A 16599-nucleotide genomic window follows, 5' to 3' on the forward strand; every position below is an offset into this window, starting at 1 on the left:
TAACCGCATTACTTTCCTTTAAAACACGCCCTTATGACTCCAGACTTGATAGGTCTGGAGTCATAGCAAAAAGTGGTCTATATTTAGCCTTATAGAATAATAATCAGAATCCATCATAAGGCTCACCATGAAAAAGCAGGCTGCTTCCGAACCGTATGAGCTGACTGAGCACGTCAGTAAATTGACGGCGGAATATGTAACAAGCATACGTATTTCATCACTTACCACATTAGAGGAAAAGATATTTGCTGATAGGAATGTCAGGAATATTTTCAACCTCTGGTTACGTGTTTCCTTATTCTTAACCCGCCGGCGACCGGAAATAGCTGTGTCCTCAATGCTGAATCACTTTCTTCCGGTTGTAGGTGATCTTCCTGTTGAAAAATGCTCTAAAATTACCTTGAACCATGTATTCAACAAACTACTCTCGGATGGTCATGTAAATGAAGCCAAACGGGTCTTTGCATTGTCAAAACAGTTCCTGACGTGGTGTGAGCATCAGGGCTACATCGAGAGCAATCCGCTGGCTTCTATGACACGTAAAGATGTCGGCGGTAAAACCCCTGAGCCACGCGAACGTGCGCTGTCTGATGCTGAAATATGGTGTTTCTGGTATGGCCTGGATATGTGGGATTTCAGTGATCAAATCAGGTGGGGGTTACGGTTTTGTCTTCTTGCCGCACGTCGGCCAGATGAGGTATTCAGGGCAAGAAAACGTGAGTTTGATTTAGAGTCCGGTATCTGGCGGCAAGGAGACAGAAATAAATCTAGACGTGAGCACTCACTACCTCTAAGCCCCTTAATGAAAGAGTGTGTCCGTAATCTATTCAGCGCAACACCTGACAGCGAATGGCTATGTCCGGCCAGACTGAGCCATGATATCCCGATATCAAAAGGTGCTCCGGCCCAGGCAATTCGCCGAATGATCCGGGACTACGCTGGGTTTGGCCTAGATGAGTTTACTCCCCGCGATTTACGACGAACCGCGCGTACTAAACTGTCTGAGTTAGGTATGCAGAATGACGTTTCACGAAAGATAATGAATCATGCATTGGAGGGCATTGACCGTGTGTATGACAGGTACAGTTACTTCGATCACATGAGAGAGGCGTTAGATACGTATTCAAATGAAGTGAAAAGAATCATAGAAACTGATTCTTACCGGCAGTTAATGCATGATTTTGAGGTCGGTGGATTGAGACTACCACCGACCTCAAAAGTATATTGCACTGGTTAGTCTTGTGTCGCCTTTTTTATAAATTCATCGGCTCTGATCGCGGCGAGGTTTTTGTCATAATCATCGTCGCCTTTTTGCTTCCGGTAAGCCTCCAGAACCATTTTTTCATCTTCTGTAATTGGCTCTGCGTTCCGGGTATACATGGCGAAAATTTCAGGATACCGAACCTGCATAACAATACGGAATAAGGCCCCTTCATCAACATTCAACGCTTTAGCAAAATCAGGTATTTTAGCGACTGGAAAAAGCATTTTTCCGGATTTTAACATTGAAATATTATTATGCGCCGAATACCCGCATTCTTCCGCAATTTGACTTTGCGGCTTACCGCTGGCAAGAATAGCAGCGGTCAGAAAATCACCTATTCTGTTGTCTTTCATTCAATTAGCCTTATCTGTTATTGAGAGTAGTGTCAAGCATCACTATTTTTTTATGTACTCAACTATACACGTCCACCAGTATATAAGTAAACACTTAGCTTAGACTCCCGCAAAGTCTAGGGTTGCCTCCAAATTCAAACATAAATATTTGTGATAAGTAACACATTTCAAATCGTAATAAAAATTATTCACATATAAAAAAAACACAGGCTATAATCGGCTAACCAGATTTTCTATATAAAAAAAACAAGCTAATATATGTATTCGAATACATATTAATGAGGGTTACATGGCGTCTTTACTTATCTGTAATACTGAAATTAATGTAAATTGTTCTGTTTGCCTTACCGAAGACGAGACATGTGCAATCTTGACTGACACAACATTAGACACCTCAGAAATTTCAAATACTGGCAGCATCATTATCCACAGCATAAAAAACAAACAACGCCTGTACACGCTGACCGATACCGGAGCTGAAAGAGTGCTTTCACGCATTCTGTAGTTGTACCTAGTAAATTTACCCATCATTAAAGCGTAAGGATTGACTGCCTGTACGCTTTTTTTTATTGTTTCCACATCCCAAAATGCAGCAAAAAGGAAAATGAAAAATGGCAATAAAACCAGGTATCAGAGATGAGGTGCTGTCGTTCCGCGAGTCGGTTCAGACAGTCGTGAGTCTGTTATCCTCAAAGAAAATCCGTGTCGTGGATTACGGTACGAAAGCATACTGCGCGTACAATAAAAAGACTGGTGAGCTGGAGTACATCAACATCCCGTCCATTCCTGACACAGCCTCGGATGCTCTGCTGAATGCTATCCGTGGTTTCATCGATCATGAAGTCGCACACGTCCTTTTCACCGATCAGTCCATCGCCAAACTGCTCGACGGCAAAAAAGCATTTCACGTTTGGAACGTGATTGAAGACACGTTTATCGAGCGTAAAATGGCGCTCATGTTTCCGGGTAGCCGGAAAAATCTGATTAAAACTCAACAGCATATTATCAATAGCTTTTTCGGGAAAAATATAAAAGACCTGATAAACGCTTGCGGATCTGACACCCGTAAAATGTTCCTTGAAGTGTTCCTGATGCCGGTATCTCGCGCACTCTGCGGACATACGCCGTTTATCGATTTTATGGAGCCGTATTGGGACTGGTTTGAGTCGGAAATGGCGATACTGGACTCATTTAATTACCGCGTTCGCATCAACCGTATTACCAAATCAGAGGGTGCGGCGAAGCTGGCGGCGGATTTGATTAAAGCGTTCCGCGTAGCGGATGAAAAAGCGGCAGAAGAAAAGTCGAAAAAAGAGGACAAAGATAAACTACCTGACCCGTCTAAAAAGGCAAGCGAAGAAACGAAACCGGGTGATGAAGACGGTGAGTCGTCCGATAAGCCGGAACCTACTGATGAAAAGTCAGAGGATAAAGCTGAAAAAATAACTGAGGACGACAAAGCCTCATATAAAGAAAAGGACGAACACGATAAGGTTTCTGATGATACGTATGATACGTCTTCAGATACCGATGATAATCCAGATAATATAGAAGAAGATACGCCGGAAACAGATGAATTTAGCAGTGACGAGCCTGACGAAACTCCGGAGCCTGATGGTGACGGTTTGCCAGACTTAACACCAGATCGGGAGTCAGAAGAAAAACCCGAATCAAAATCTGACGAGTTAGGTGAAAGTTCTGATGAAAAATCCAAAGCTGGAACTGATGAATTAAGCGGAGGTTCTGGTGGAGCTGGTAGTGGTGATACAGGTGAAGAACCGTCCCACCTCGATATCGGCGGCGATGAGGATCATGACGACCCCGCCGAAACACCACTTTCTGACAGTAAGTCCGATCCTGACGGCGATGGCGAACCCGCTGATGATGGTGAATCCCTGTCTGAAAGTGACAAAAAAGAGCTTGAGTCCGACGACGCGCCGGAAACTCTGAGCACCGAAGACGCGGCAAACGATATGATTTCAGAAGAAATAAAGTCTGTCGGTGCGAGAACATACACGCCGCTCACACGATCTAATGACTTTATCGGGTTGTTAGAAAACGCTCATGCGTTTATCAAAAAAAACGCCTAAAGAACTTACAGACGGTGTTTTGTGGAATGTTGATTGCAAAGACTATGTTTTCAATGAGAAAAACGGATTGATGCTTTTCCGCCGTTATGTGGAGCCTCGCCTGTCCGCTAAATCTCAAACATTGTCAAAAGACCTCGAACGAGCCATTGCCAGTAAAAACCGTGTTCAGAAAGTAAATGGACTGAGACGCGGAAAAATTAACTCGTCCAGCCTTTGGAAAGTGGCTGTTCCGGCTATCAATGATGATCGCGTATTCTTTAAAAAGCATGATCACAAAGCGGTAAACGCAGCGGTACAGCTTGTTATCGACTTATCCGGCTCTATGGGTGGTTCCCGCATAGAAATTGCTGTAGCGGCGGCATACGTCCTGTCTGACGCGCTTGATAGAATCAAAATACCAAACATTATTACTGGATTCACAACTGCCGGTTGTATGGGTGTATCAAGCTCACGTTCAGCCAGTCGCATTGAACCTCTTTTTATGCCTACCCTGAAAAACTGGAATGAGAAAGCTAACTCAAGCACCTGCATGGCGCGTCTTGGATTATGCACCAATTCTATTCCACTGGCGAACAACGCTGACGGCGAGTCTATTCTGGCGCTGGCGCACCACCACAACGGAAGAACCGAGGATAAACAGATCATGCTGGTATTGTCTGACGGAGCGCCATGTGCCGCCGGTAGAGGATTCTCCGGGCATCTTGTGGATGTGGTCGATTTTATCACCAACAAAACCGCTATCGATATTCTGGCGGTCGGTATTCAGAGCAGCGCACCGGCTCATTACTACAAACATCATACCGAAGTCGATTCCGTGGATGATTTGCCTAAGACTGTTATCTCCGCGATCCGCAATCTGCTACTGACAGGAAAAGCCGGATTCTAGCCGCGATGTAGAAAATCTCTAAGCCGTGCTTCTATAGTATTTATATAGATCTCTTACTAGGAACAACTTTAAAATGGTATGTAGGTATTTGCTTACATACCTGATTTTTTATTGTAGTATTTCTATAAGTTTTAAACACACACACAATAATACAGATTAAGGTTAAAAAAAATGTCAGAGAAAGATGTTACATGTATCAACTGCGCTTTGTGCGGCAAGAAAGATGTGATGATGCAGTTGCACTTCACGCCTAAAGCAGACAGTGGTGAGCTGAAATGTAGCAGCCACCCGAGAAATGAAAATGGCGAGCCATTGAGTCCCAATGAAGCCCTTGCCAAATACAAAGCGTTATACCCGAACGCTCAGACAGTTTCCAAAGCGGCAATGGACGTTTTAATCAAAAAACAGGAACGAGAGGAAGAAGAACGGCGCGTTGCTATGGCGACAGCTTCGGCGGAATCAGCCTCTGAATCTTCTGAAACTGCGGCATCCGCAACTGTCACACCTATTCATGGCTATGTCGGCACCACTGAGTACAGAACTGAAAAAGCGGCCTTGAATGAAATTCTTGGTCTACCGCATCACGCTCTGACAAACGCATTGGGTAATCCGATTGTTACAGATGTATTCCTCAACCGTCCGTTTCCCGAGTTCGTGCCGGAAGTTAATAAATCATATATGTTCAGCGACACGGAATTAATCAAAGACGTTTTGATGTGCTTTACAACAGGAATGCCGGCTTATCTGTGGGGTCATGCTGGTACTGGTAAATCATCCATGCCAACGCAGTTAGCGGCACGGCTGAACCGTCCGATTATCCGGGCGCAGCACACAGCGTCAACCGAAGAATCGCACATCACCGGTCAGATTCTGGCTAAAGACGGGCGCACTTACTTCGAGCCTGGGCTTTTAACTATGGCTATGAAGCACGGAATCATCTACCTCGCGGATGAATATGATTTCGCTTACCCACAAATCCTGTCTCTGTACCAGCCGGTGCTTGAGAATGAGCCACTGATCCTGAAAGAAGCAACCCCTGAATGGCGCAGAACAACACCGCATAAGCATTTCGCGTTTGTGGCTACCGGCAACACTAACGGATCGGGTGATGAAACAGGATTGTATCAGGGCACCAATCAGCAAAACGCCGCAAACTTCTCTCGTTTCGCGCTGGTTACAAAGGTCGAGTACATGCCGGAAGAACAGGAAGTTGAGATCCTGAAATCTAACGGCATCCCGGAAGCCATGTCCAGACTGTATGTGAAATTCGCCACACGCTGCCGCGAAGCCTTTGAAGCACATGAAATCTCACAACCTATCGGCCCTCGTGAACTGATTCTGGCCGGCAAGATCGGCGTTATGCGTCAGAACCCTATGCTGGGTCTGATGAAAGCGTATATCAACAAACTGCCGTCTGCGTCTGCTCACGCAGTTACCGAATTTGCACAGCGTATCTTCGGCACAGCGGCATGATTGGCTGCTTCGGCTCAATATTAACAGCCTCTGAGAAATCGACACTCTGCGCGGTATGCCCGCACAGGGTGTCCTGTCATTCAGAAGCAAAAAAAACGTGTTATTCACATCTACGGATCGTATGAAAACTTTCCGCTGGATGCCGGTACGAAAAGAAAAAGAGGTAAAAAGAATGCAAGCCCTACTTGCCAGAACTGACTTCTCGTTAGGTGAGTCCACCATCAAGGCGGCTAACGCTGTCAGAATCGCAAAGGAGCGCGGCTACAAAGCGATTATTTCATCTGACACCATGAATATATCCGCAGTTATCCCGATGCAGCTTGAAGCGTCTGAGGGCTTTTCTGTGATACTCGGGACGCGACTCTGTATCGTTGATAACCCTTTCCTTGAATCAGAGAACAAAAAACGAAAAGAGGACGGACAGGAGCTGCTGCCCGTAAGTCGTGATTTTGGTTACTCGTTTATCGCTATGGCGAAGAACGAACAGGGCTTCTCTGATATGTGTTCTCTTATCAGCTATGGCTATGAGCGAGATCAGTATTACAAAACACCACGGCTGGACATTTCTCAGGTTGAAGACGCATTCAGCAAAGGGAATATCGTGTTAATGACTGCGGATTTTGACAGTGTATTCCGCCGCCGTGACTGCATGGATATCATGAGCCGTCTGGCTGAGATTAACCGTGACGATTTGTATGCCGCTGTTTACCCAATGACTTCGCCTTTCTTTGATCAGGTGAATATCAAAACGACCGCTGCTGCTGAGGCTTTATCTGTTAAAAAGGTGGCTTTCTATCCGGCGTATTACGAAAATACCGACGATGCGGATCTGAAAGATATCGCGTATCAGGTCTGTAATAACATCAAATCCGATCAGGGGTATCGAATCCGCACCCCGCATGTACGCGACAATGCGATAAATGACCGCATTTGCCTCCTGAAAAACCTGAAATCGTTCAGCGACCGCACCGGTTCAGCGGTGTCACCTGATATGGTGTCAGGCGCTCAGGATGAGATTATCGGAAAATGTAACTGGCGTTGGCACAAGATGGACGTTGCATTGCCGAAAATGGCAGAAGACGAAGCCGTAACCCTGCGAAAAATGGCTGCTGATGGACTAAAAGCCAAACTTACCGGCACATCATTCGGTCACACTCCACCAAAAGCGCTTTGGCCGGAGTATATCAACCGGCTCAAGTACGAACTTGATGTGCTGACGCGACTCGGATTCTGCGGCTATTTCCTAATGGTGTCCGACCTTATGCAACACTCACTGAAAGCGGGTATTCCTGTCGGTGCCGGTCGTGGTTCTGTTGGCGGTTCATTGGTTGCATGGTGCGTCAGTATCACTGACGTTGACCCTATCCGTCACGGCTTGCTGTTTGAGCGCTTCATTAACCCTGAACGTCTGGATTTACCCGATGCGGATCTGGACTTCTCGCAATCAAAACGTCACCTCGCTATCCAGTACCTGTATGACAAATACGGCGAAGATTTTGTTGCCGGAATAGTCAACTATTCCTATCTCAAGGCGGCATCTGCTATCCGTGATTCAGCGCGTATCTTTAATATCCCGGCGGAAGACCTGGCAGTATCTAAAGAGGTTGGCTGGGCTGCAAAAGACGACGATGTAACGCTTGAAGAACTGAGAGAGGAACTGGCGGCATTAGATAAATACGCTATTAAACACCCTCAAGCCTTTGAATCCGCCTGTAAACTGAAAAGCCTTATGCGTAGTTATGGCCGTCACGCAGCCGGTATGATTGTCTCTAGTGTGCCAATCCGTGAACGTGCCGTGATTGAGCGACGAGGGGATGAACGTGTTATCAATTGGGATAAACGTCACTGTGAGGATATGGGCTTAATTAAACTGGACGTGCTCGGGCTGGCAACGCTCGATCTGCTTCAACTGGCAGTAGATTACATCAGCGAACGTCACGGGCGCGGAGTGGTAAAACTCAATGAAGTATCATTAGATGATAAAAAGGTCATGGCAAACTTCGCTGACGGTCGGACAAAAGGGGTGTTCCAGTTGGAATCCGCGCCGATGCGTAAGTTGCTTAAAGATCTTGGCGGCGGCGTAGATCCGGTTTCGTTTGAAACCATCGTTGCCACAACCGCACTATTCCGTCCGGGGCCGATTCAGTCCGGCATGTTGGACACGTTCGTTGAGGTCGCCAAAGGATATTCAGAGCCGATCTCATTCCACCCGCGCCTTGACCAGCTAACCAAAGAAACGAACGGCGTTATTCTGTATCAGGAACAAACCATGAAGACGGTGCAGATCCTCGGCGGATTTACACTGGCGGAGGCAGATGGTGTCCGTAAAGCTATCGGTAAAAAAGATGCCGGTAAAATGGCTAAAATGGGTGAGCTTTTTAAAGCACAGGCTGGCGCTGGCTGGATTGACCTAACGCTGGAAAACGGGTCTGTGGTCACTGTACACCGCGCGGAACATTTCAAATGCGGCGACGATAAGCTGACAGCAGAAAACGCGCTTGAGAGCGGCAGAGAGCTTGTAATCGAGGGTAATCGAGTAACTGGTATTGTGACAGGATCAGAACAGCCCGGACTGACTGAGGAAAAGGCGAACGAAATTTGGGATGCGCTGGAAAAGAACGGTGCTTACCAGTTCAACAAATCGCACTCAGTTGCGTATACGCTGATCAGTTATCAGGCGATGTGGTTAAAAACCTACTACCCGGCGGAGTTCTTCGCGGCAGCTATCACCATTTTAGGCGAAGATAAACATCAGGATCTGGTTCTGGATGCTATGGACTATGGTATTACCGTGATGCCTCCTGACATTAATATTTCCAGTGAGCGGATGGAGATTTTCGATATCGACGGACGCCCTACCCTGTTCGCACCTTTCAGCGCAATCAAGGGTTGTTCCAGCAACGGCAGTAAAGCCATTGTGGAAGCCAGAGCCAAAGTAGGCGGCACTTTCCTGAATACTGAGCAGTTCGTTGAGGTCGTCAATAAACGATCCTGTAACTCCCGTGTTATTGAATCTCTCAAACGTGTCGGCGCACTGGCATCGATAACACCGGGTGAATTGCCGGCCAGTGATGAATCGCGGCGGAAAGACCAGGCGGAGCTGATGGGGGATCTGATTGTCGAGGCTGTTAAAACCTCCCGTGAATTTGTGATGGATGAAAAAACAAACGCAAACATCAATCTGCTTATGAACAATATTGCCAGAGATACCGGCTTGGGTAATGATTTGGTCAGACCTCGCACCGGTCGAAAGCCTAAGTTTATGATCATTCTGGACGGAGCCGGTAAAGGTGATGTGAAGGCCGGTACGTTTATGGAATCAGGGTATAACGAGTTTCGTTCCATCCTGACAAACGCCGGTTTCCTGATGGGGGATCTGTATATCACCGGTGTCGTGAAAAAAGCCAAAGCTGATGGGGAGAAGTCATATTCCAAAGAAGATCTGGCCGTGTTCTCCGAATACATTAAGTCTGAAATCGAGCTGGCTAAACCAACCTATATCATGACATGCGGCAGTCTCGCATCATCATTGTTCAACAACAAATCCAAGCCGTCTGATTTGGTCGGCAGAAAGGAATACTTCGCTGATATGGATGCCACCGTGTTTTACGCATTCAACCCGAACATCCTATATTTCAGACCGGAAGAAGATGAAAAGTTAATTAAGATAGTGTCGGAAGTCGCCGCCGCTGTAGGCATGGATTAACCACCTTCAAAGCCGTTCAGTTGTGGCATGATCACCTGATTGAATGGCTTACTATTTCGTTACACACAACGCAAGAGACACGCAAAATGGAAATGACAACAGTATCACCGTTAATTACTGACAAAGTGCGCGAAAAAGCGAAACTGGCAGTTATGTCCTCACGATTCGGCGCGTTTATTATCGCCGCGACAAACCTCGAAATCGCTCGTCACATGGCGTTACTGGATGGAGAACGTGTTAACCGTCGTCTGCGTTCTGTAGCCAAAGGCATGATGGAAAAATGTGGTCTGGATGAATTAAACAGATTGCTGCGTGAACTTGCCACCAGCAGCAACACCGATAAAGCCTACAGCGCTATCCTGTCATATCGTGATTCATTTCTGACATCAGCGGAGACTCGTATCGCGGAAATGAACGTATACTGCGGCGGGGATCTGGATGAATTAATCGAACAAGGCGCAGACGTTGAGGCTTTGACAAGCAAAGTTGCAGAGTTTAGAAAGCTGTACGCGCAAAGAGCGGCGTAACAACCGCTTTATCAAAAAATATTTGCAAGTAATAATAGGTATTTTAATACCTATATCAATCTAACAAAGGCGGCATAGTGTCAGAAATAGCAAAAACTAAACGGGATATCGTCGTTGATCAGATACTGAGTGATTTAAAGACAGATCTGAACAACCTCGATTCTGTCTGGACGACACAACCGGAGTTAATCGTCAAATACACGGCAAAATTAGCGGAGGCGGAGCGCGTCTGTTCGGATGAAAAAGACCGTGTTGATTCACTGAATGCGGCTATCTATAACATCGTGCGTTCAGCGCGAAGCATGAACGGCACAAAGAGTTCAGAGTCGGCTATCGAGGCAATGGTCAAACAGATAGAGCGCCATTTTTCGGGGCTTGATCCTGATTTGAATCTGAATATTACTTTCATTCAGGAGCTGCCGGAAAAGACCGAAATTATCGCCCGGACATTATCCGCAGCACGGCAAAAACTCATTCAGTCACGCGAAATGGCTGATCTGTACAAAGGAGCATTAGAGGGTCTGCGTCACCGCCGTGACATGGTGGTTCAGGCATCAAAAAAAGCCATTCTTGATTATGAAATTTTAGGCGCGGGTACATTTTCTGGTAAAAAATAACACCCGAAAAAAATAGCTTTCATGTATGTATTTACTGATCTATTATTTGTTCCGCAATGATGTAGTGACAGGCAAAGTGGTTAATGCTTCTTTGCCAAACAAACGTAACAAACAAACCAAACGTAAAAAAAAACCTAACAAAACAAATTAAGGAACCTTGTATGTCAAACTTATTAGCTCTCATTCGCGGCAAGCGTAAAGAAATGGCAGAGAAACGCGCCAGTCGTGGCGTTGACATTGCCAAAATGCAAAACGGCGTACAGTATCTTCGCATCTTCCCTAACTTTGATGATGCTGAAGGAGTTTTCTTCCATCCGTTCGGTATGCACTATGCAAAAACCAAAGAAGACGGGAAAGAAAAAGTTGTCGCGTCAATCTGCCGCAGCGTAGCGTTTGGTGAACCATGTGAGTTGTGTAACACGCTGATGGAAGCAAAAGCGGTACACAAAGGCAACAAAGTGATGGAAGAAATCATTCAGGATTCACGGTCAAGTTTCCGCTATCTAGTGAACGGCGCACTGACCGCAACACCTGATATCAGAACTGCTGAAAAAGGTCAGCTTATCGAACTGCCTCAGACCGTCTTTGAAGACATTCTGAAACTTATCGACGAAGACATGACCGATGTTATCGGCAACCCACTGAGCGCGACTGATGGCTACTGTTACATGATCAACCGTACCGGTGCTGGTCGTGAAACTCGTTACTCTGTTTCACCATCCCGCCGTGAGGGTAAGGCTGCTATTCCGGAAGAACTGAAAACCGGCGTTCTGAACCTCGAAAGTTTTGTTAAGTCACAGGATGATGTAAACAAATACGCGCTGACCGGCAAAATTATTGCTGCGTCAACGGGTATCGCATTCTCCGCAAGCTCAACGCTTTCGCTGCCAGCAACCGGCACAACCGGTGTTGGTGAATTGCCGGGCTTTTCTTCTTCAAAACCGGCTGATGATGTTCCGTTTGACACAGGTGCTGCTGACGCAGCCAAGTCTGCTGCTGCGGAAGCCAGCGCAGTTGAGTTTACCGGCGCTGCTGATGCCACCGCATCCGCTGCTGCTGTTACTCCTGCTGCTCCGGTTGCTTCTCCGTCCAATGATTCCCTGGCAGAACAGGATCTGGCGGACATGATGAAAGCACTGGAAGGCGTTTAATTGTCAGAGTGAAATAAACGGGGGCGCATTCGTGCGCCCCTTGTTATTGGAGAAGAAAAATGAACCTGTTATTAGTTGACGCACACAGTCAGGGTTATTACCACCAGCAATCGGCGGCAGTCCTGAAAGCCGGCGATATGGAAACTCAGGCTATCTTCAATACGCTGCGATCTATCAAACGTTTTGCCTCAATACAGAAAGCCCGTGTGATTATGCTTTGGGACGGTAAGCCTGTTAAGCGCAACGCTATCTTTCCGGGTTACAAAACCCGTGCTCCTAACGCTGATATGGAGGCGATGAAAGAGAAATTTAAATTGCAACGCCCGTATATCCAGAAAGCACTGTCTCACTTAGGCGTTGAGCAATATATCGCGGAAGACGGTGAAGCGGATGATCTGGCTGGCTTGTTTGTCAAAACCCATAAAGACAAATTTGACCACATCTACCTGCTGTCTGGTGACGGCGATTACAAACAACTGGTGGATGAAAAGGTTTCTTTCATCAATCAGCGGGACGATTCAATCCTGCGTATCGAAAACTTTTTCGACGACACCGGCTATCACACCCCACTTTCATTCATTCAGGGTAAAGCGTTGCACGGCGATACCTCAGACACGATTCCGGGCGTTGGTGGTATCGGAGAAAAAGGCGCTAAAGACTTTTTAGCTGAGTACGGATCTGTTGCTGCTATCCGCAATCTTGTCATTGCCGGTGATGAGCTGATGAAGAACCGGGCGCGTAATGCGTTTATCAAGCTGGCTAAAAATGAATTTAACGAAGCACAGGGTATGGGAATGCTGGATATCTTCAAGCGGAACCTCACGCTTATGATGCTGCGTAGCTGTCCGCTTAAACCAGACACCATCACATCAATCCCTCGTGACTACAGTCCTGAAAAGTTGCGTTTGCTGCTGCTTGAACTGAATTTCCAGACCATTTTAGAAGACCTCGACGTGTTTTATACACCGTTCGACCGATACGGATTAAAAGGTGAACCAGCATGATCACATCCCTGATTAATAAAGGCGTTAAGACAACGCCTACAGATCTGGCAAAAGAAATTATCGCTCTGCATGGGCGTGACGGTTTAGCCAATGTCCGCCGCGTTCTGAAACAGTCCGATGTAGCTGTAACGGAGCGTGAGCTGGAAACAGTTTACGGTCACTGCATCAACATTCACAACCGCGTATTGAAAAACTTCAAGCTGGATGAAATTCACCCTGAAATCCTCAAGACCTTATATCCGTTAGAAAGAGCGTAATCATGGCAAAAGATACTGAAAAAGACAAAAAAGCTAAAATGGGTAGCTTTTTCAAAAAACACGTTAAGAAAAACGCAGAGCAGCAGCATGTTACCGTGTGGCTTGATACCGGTTTGCCTCATCTGAACAAAGCAGTTTCCGGCAGCTACAGCGGCGGTTTTCCGTGTGGTCGCGTGTCAGAGGTGTTTGGCTGGGAATCAAGCGGTAAAACTTACATCGCCACACAAGCCATGATTTCCTGTCAGAAAGTCGGTGGTATCGCTATTTTCATGGATCATGAGAAAAGTTTCGACTCTAAGCTGGCCGAGAAATGCGGTCTGGATGTGGGTGAAAACGGTAACTGGATTTATCAGCATCCTAAAAACTTTGAGGAATCCATCGCATACGCCGGGAATATCTGCCGGACTATCCGCGAAGAAAAAATTATCGATCCGGAAACGCCTATCACGCTGGTGTTCGATTCGCTTGCGTTCATGATCCCTAAGCAAATTCAGGAGAAAATGACCAACAAAGCCAACGGCAAAGAGTCGAAGAAAGACGACCTCAATATGAACGACAACACGGCACTGGCGCGTTGTACAGCTGCTTACTTCCCGACTATTGCCTCGTGGGCGAGTGACTATAACGTCTGCGTTCTGTTCCTGAATCAGTGTCGTCAGGATCTGAGCGTTACGTTCGGTGACAACACGAAAGCAGCGGGCGGAAAAACCCCTGCGTTTACATGCTCTGTTCGTGTTCAGTTATCCAAAGCTCAGATTAAGGATAAAACGACCCATGAGCGTATAGGTGACGTTGTAACCGCGAAAGTAATCAAGAACAAGGTTGCCCCGCCGTTCAAAACCGCCTCGTGGAATTTCTACTACGACACGGATATCGGTATTGATTCTACGGAGTCACTGGTAGATCACATGCTTCTGATCGGCTATCTGCAAAAAAACTCGTCCGGTCGCATCATGCTTGGTGACAAAGCCTATTCCCGGTCAGATGTTATTGCCAGCTTCAAGAAAATGCCTAACGATAAAATCGTCAGTCTGCTGGAACGTTGGTACAAAGATAACGCCGAAGCCGCCGACTCTGCTACTGAAATGAACGATGCTGATAAGCCGGTTGATGATACAGAATACGGCGATGTTGATGTGACTGTCTGACCCTCAACTACTAAAAGGATGCGAGAGCATCCTTTTTTTGTACCTGCAATTCTTATAGATATTTCTTGCGTACCGATTCCATAACGTTAATATACGCTCTCATAAGTAACCAGATACGTACTTTATAAATGTTAGAGATAACCATGTACAGGCAGTCAGTGAAAGCAAATCTCGCTTTCCTGATAGGTCTGCCGAAAGGCAAATGTTTCCACAAAGAACGACTGTTTTACATCCGCAGTGCGGCTGTGGCAAAGCGTTCATTAATTAAGTTACAAGCAAAGGAAAAATGAAATGGTAAGACAAGCCGCTACAATGCCGGATGTTCGCACTGATGAGTGTGGTGATGTTGTCAGTCAGCACCCGTCGTTCGGTATCATCACTATGAACGTTACCAACACCACCGGTTGTCAGCTATTTGGCTCTGACATTAATCACAGTGCATACATGCACTTTACCCTCCAGCTCGGACAGGAGCAAAAAAGCTCTGAGGCTGATGTGTACTACGGCAAAGCCCGTGGAAATAACGTTAAACCTCTTATTGCTGATTTCTCCATGTCGATGCACCAGTTCGCCACCATGATCACAACGCCAAATACAAGCAGCGGCATTCCCTGCACACTCAGCCATTACCGCACCGGTGATATTTACTCTCCGCCACCGGCAATTAAGCCTGCACCTTTTCATGAACGCTTGTCAGTGGACGTTGACACAGCGGCGGCGCGTGAGCTTAAAAAGCTACGTGAATCCGTTGCCGTGCTCGGTGCGATGGTTGCGAAAGGAAAGGCAGGAAAGAAAGAGCTGGTAGAGCTGTACAGCGATTTATCGTCACAGGTCGGCAATCTCCCGGCAAATCTCAGTTTCGCCGTCAACCTGGCTAAGGAAGCTGTCGATGAAACTGTTGCCCGTGGAAAAGCTGAAATCGAAGCCACCATGACCGCTGTAGTGATGAAATTAGGCATGGATCGTATCACAGAAATCGGTCTGGAGAGTCACAACGACCTGAACATTCCGCCTGTCACCAGCTCCATAAAATAATTGAAACAACAACTGAGGTATTTATGGTCGCAATCCTGTTTCTGATGATCGGATATTCAGTGCTGGCGTGTTTTACAACATTGATTGCCGCTGATACACGGATAAAAGGCAACATCAGAAAAATCATTATCGGTGTTTTATGGCCAGTCTGGTTTGTCATTGTTATGTGCCGCTATAACAAGCAAAAGGTAAAAAAATAAATGAACGTTGAAGTCAACAATTCACTCCGACTGACCGTCACTGACGTTGCACGTCACGACCCTATTCTGGTTAATCTCGATGATTACGGCAGCGGCAGAGGGCGCGTGACAGTCACTGAGTTCAGTGATTCATGGACGGCATCATGGGGAGCTATGGGCGGCTCTCTGGTGGATTTTCTCACCCGTGTCGATAACGACTACCTGATCGGCTGTCTCGCCCCAGGTCTGCATCCGGTTGTCGATGATACCAGTAGCGAAGCGGCGCTGCGTTTTGTGAAAAACGAGATCCTGACTCGCCGCCGTGAGGGTGTACTTAGCGGCGCACTAGCCCGACAAATGCGTACTGATGCTGAACGGTCGAGTGACCTAAGATCAGATTGCTGTGATTACTGGAGCGGCAGCTGTCTGAGTCAATTGTTTTGTGACGCGCCCCATGCGGTTGACTGGCCGGTAGTTACTAACCCTCTATACTCTCGAATGGAATCCCGTCTCAACGCTGTACGTAAAGCATTAGAGTCCATTCCTACTGAACTACTCACCCCTCTCGTTAAAACGTCTCCTGATGCGGTACGCAACGAATTTGAAAGCGAATACGCAATAGAGGCTGGTCTTGTTGTGGCTCATATCGGTTATCGCTATGAAAGCATTGAGACAGAAAAAGCATTTAAGGCTTGGTGCCACGCAAAAAAAATACTGTCACCACTTACCAAAATAAATAGATAACTAAACAATTAACATTTCCAATTTATAAAAATTACATAAGGATATTATTTATGTCATACAGCGAAAAAAAAAGCTGGGGCTAAAGCTGTTATTGATGCTTACAACATTCCTACCCCGCAACCGGCGTTCTCAGAACGAAAGCCGTTTGTTATCACCAGCGGCGCC

The 16599-nt window shown here is 46.6% G+C and carries 16 protein-coding genes; 15 read left to right on the forward strand and 1 reads right to left on the reverse strand.

Going from position 1 to position 16599, the window contains the following annotated elements:
- Positions 1 to 127: 127 nt before the first annotated feature.
- Positions 128 to 1237, forward strand: coding sequence for a tyrosine-type recombinase/integrase (locus tag AYY16_RS19010; protein WP_067370459.1), 1110 nt, complete (start codon positions 128 to 130; stop codon positions 1235 to 1237).
- On the opposite strand, the gene AYY16_RS19015 is transcribed toward AYY16_RS19010, so the two are convergent.
- Positions 1234 to 1617: a helix-turn-helix domain-containing protein gene (locus tag AYY16_RS19015; RefSeq protein ID WP_067370464.1), complete on the reverse strand. Its 384-nt coding sequence runs from the start codon at positions 1615 to 1617 to the stop codon at positions 1234 to 1236. The two genes, AYY16_RS19010 and AYY16_RS19015, sit on opposite strands and share 4 nt — an antisense overlap.
- 611 nt (positions 1618 to 2228) lie before the next feature.
- Here AYY16_RS19015 and AYY16_RS20040 point away from each other — a divergent pair.
- The 14 genes from AYY16_RS20040 (at position 2229) to AYY16_RS19070 (ending at position 16434) form a co-directional block, all read left to right on the forward strand.
- Positions 2229 to 3707: a hypothetical protein gene (locus tag AYY16_RS20040; RefSeq protein ID WP_082970820.1), complete on the forward strand. Its 1479-nt coding sequence runs from the start codon at positions 2229 to 2231 to the stop codon at positions 3705 to 3707.
- The gene (locus AYY16_RS20045) at positions 3682 to 4593 is read left to right on the forward strand and encodes a cobaltochelatase CobT-related protein (RefSeq protein ID WP_082970821.1); all 912 of its coding nucleotides are present in this window, start codon (positions 3682 to 3684) and stop codon (positions 4591 to 4593) included. Before AYY16_RS20040 ends, AYY16_RS20045 begins: the two co-directional genes overlap by 26 nt.
- 171 nt (positions 4594 to 4764) lie before the next feature.
- Complete coding sequence (locus tag AYY16_RS19025) at positions 4765 to 6066, forward strand: AAA family ATPase (protein WP_162271078.1); 1302 nt, start codon at positions 4765 to 4767, stop codon at positions 6064 to 6066.
- A 172-nt stretch (positions 6067 to 6238) separates the two neighbouring features.
- Positions 6239 to 9772 carry a DNA polymerase III subunit alpha gene (gene dnaE / locus AYY16_RS19030; RefSeq protein ID WP_067370721.1) on the forward strand — a complete coding sequence of 1178 codons (3534 nt, stop codon included), beginning with the start codon at positions 6239 to 6241 and terminating at the stop codon, positions 9770 to 9772.
- An 86-nt stretch (positions 9773 to 9858) separates the two neighbouring features.
- Positions 9859 to 10299, forward strand: a complete 441-nt coding sequence (locus AYY16_RS19035; protein ID WP_150385168.1) for a hypothetical protein — start codon at positions 9859 to 9861, stop codon at positions 10297 to 10299.
- 77 nt (positions 10300 to 10376) lie between these two features.
- Entirely contained in the window at positions 10377 to 10916 is a 540-nt protein-coding gene (locus AYY16_RS19040) for a hypothetical protein (protein WP_082970822.1), read from the forward strand.
- A 161-nt stretch (positions 10917 to 11077) separates the two neighbouring features.
- Positions 11078 to 12067, forward strand: a complete 990-nt coding sequence (locus AYY16_RS19045; RefSeq protein WP_067370470.1) for a hypothetical protein — start codon at positions 11078 to 11080, stop codon at positions 12065 to 12067.
- 59 nt (positions 12068 to 12126) lie between these two features.
- Complete coding sequence (locus AYY16_RS20375; RefSeq protein ID WP_067370473.1) at positions 12127 to 13071, forward strand: 5'-3' exonuclease H3TH domain-containing protein; 945 nt, start codon at positions 12127 to 12129, stop codon at positions 13069 to 13071.
- Positions 13068 to 13328: a hypothetical protein gene (locus AYY16_RS19055; protein WP_067370476.1), complete on the forward strand. Its 261-nt coding sequence runs from the start codon at positions 13068 to 13070 to the stop codon at positions 13326 to 13328. Before AYY16_RS20375 ends, AYY16_RS19055 begins: the two co-directional genes overlap by 4 nt.
- 2 nt (positions 13329 to 13330) lie before the next feature.
- Entirely contained in the window at positions 13331 to 14476 is a 1146-nt protein-coding gene (locus AYY16_RS19060; RefSeq protein ID WP_067370479.1) for a RecA family protein, read from the forward strand.
- 158 nt (positions 14477 to 14634) lie between these two features.
- Positions 14635 to 14766 (forward strand): hypothetical protein, encoded by a 132-nt coding sequence (locus AYY16_RS21485; RefSeq protein WP_263317271.1) that lies wholly within the window; start codon positions 14635 to 14637, stop codon positions 14764 to 14766.
- Position 14767: 1 nt separating this feature from the next.
- Positions 14768 to 15511, forward strand: coding sequence for a hypothetical protein (locus AYY16_RS19065; RefSeq protein WP_067370482.1), 744 nt, complete (start codon positions 14768 to 14770; stop codon positions 15509 to 15511).
- Between the two features lie 23 nt (positions 15512 to 15534).
- The gene (locus AYY16_RS20380; protein ID WP_156665034.1) at positions 15535 to 15711 is read left to right on the forward strand and encodes a hypothetical protein; all 177 of its coding nucleotides are present in this window, start codon (positions 15535 to 15537) and stop codon (positions 15709 to 15711) included.
- The gene (locus AYY16_RS19070; RefSeq protein WP_067370486.1) at positions 15712 to 16434 is read left to right on the forward strand and encodes a hypothetical protein; all 723 of its coding nucleotides are present in this window, start codon (positions 15712 to 15714) and stop codon (positions 16432 to 16434) included.
- Positions 16435 to 16599: the final 165 nt, after the last annotated feature.

It is taken from the genome of Morganella psychrotolerans (genome assembly GCF_001676155.1).
Classification (GTDB): Bacteria; Pseudomonadota; Gammaproteobacteria; order Enterobacterales; family Enterobacteriaceae; genus Morganella; species Morganella psychrotolerans.